We start from the raw sequence: 1,203 nt of genomic DNA, 5'->3' as shown, positions 1-1,203 counted from the left end.
CGATTCGGCTCGACACCCTCGCTCTCGCTCACGACACCGTCGATCGCGGCCACGGCGTCGTGCACGATCTTGCGCTCGAACGGAGTCATGGGGGAGAGCGCCTCGCGCTCGCCGGATTCCAGCACGCGCTTGCCGGCCTCGGTGCCGAGCGCGCTCAGCTCCGAACGACGCGCGGCCCGCCAGCCCGCCACATCCAGCATGAGCCGGCTGCGGATGCCGGTCGCCTGCTGCACGGCCAGCCGGGTCAGCTCCTGGAGCGCGTCCAGCACCTCACCGCGGCGGCCCACCAGCTTCGCCAGATCCTTGCCGCCGTCGATGCTCACGATGGCGCGGTCGCCCTCGACATCGAGGTCGATATCGCCGTCGAAGTCGAGGACATCCAGCAACTGCTCGAGGTAGTCGCCGGCGATCTCGCCCTCTTCGATGAGCGCTTCCTCGGCGTCGCCCGGTGCGCCCGGTGCGGCCGTCGCTGACGTCACAGTGGGATCCCCTCCGTCGGTTTCAACAGTCATGGTTGTTTCCTTCATCTGGAGTTGCAAGTCTCAGCGACGCCGCTTCTGGTTGGCGCGACCACGGTTGCCCGACCGCTTCTTTCCGGTGGCGGGCTTGGCGCCGGCGGCCGGCTTGGCGGGGGCGGGGTTCACACCATTCTGCGACGCGTCGTCGGCGGCATCGGTAACGGCGTCCTCGACCTTGGTGCCGGACTGCTTCTTGCGAACGTCGACCGGCTTCGCGCCCGGCTTCGGGGCGTTCTGGGCGCGCCGCTCGATCGCGGCAGCCTTCTTCTCGTCTTCTTCCTTGCTGATCTTGCTGAAGACGAGATGCTGCTGACCGTAGGTCCAGATGTTGTTGGAGACCCAGTAGATCAGGATGGCGACGGGCAGGAACGGACCACCGACGAGCACGCCGAGCGGGAACACGTACAGCGCCAGCTTGTTCATCATGGCGGCCTGCGGGTTGGCCGCGGCCTCCGCCGACTGCCGTTCCACCGAGGCGCGGGCGTTCATGTGGGTCGCGACACCGGCGATCACCATGAGCGGAATCGAGACCAGCGCGATGGCCAGCTTGGTCGGCACGCCGCCGTAATCGGCGAAGGACTCCAGCACCTTCGCCGGCTCGGTGATGTACGCCGAGAGGGGAGCGCCGAAGAGCCGTGCGGTCAGGAAGGACTGGACGTCACCCGCGGAGAAGATGTAGTTCGGG

2 protein-coding genes are annotated in these 1,203 nt (G+C 67.6%); both read right to left on the bottom strand.

The window, feature by feature from the left end:
- Positions 1-479, bottom strand: a 479-nt coding sequence (locus ACIRS4_RS37835; protein WP_404204753.1) for a protein jag, incomplete at its 3' end; no start/stop codon positions are given.
- Positions 480-542: 63 nt separating this feature from the next.
- The coding region (locus ACIRS4_RS37830; protein ID WP_404204751.1) for a YidC/Oxa1 family membrane protein insertase at positions 543-1,203 on the bottom strand (661 nt) is incomplete at its 5' end.

The sequence above is a fragment of the Streptomyces sp. NPDC101166 genome, from assembly GCF_044768125.1.
In the GTDB taxonomy this organism is placed as follows: Bacteria; Actinomycetota; Actinomycetes; order Streptomycetales; family Streptomycetaceae; genus Streptomyces.
This window is presented reverse-complemented; position numbering and strand designations above follow the sequence as displayed.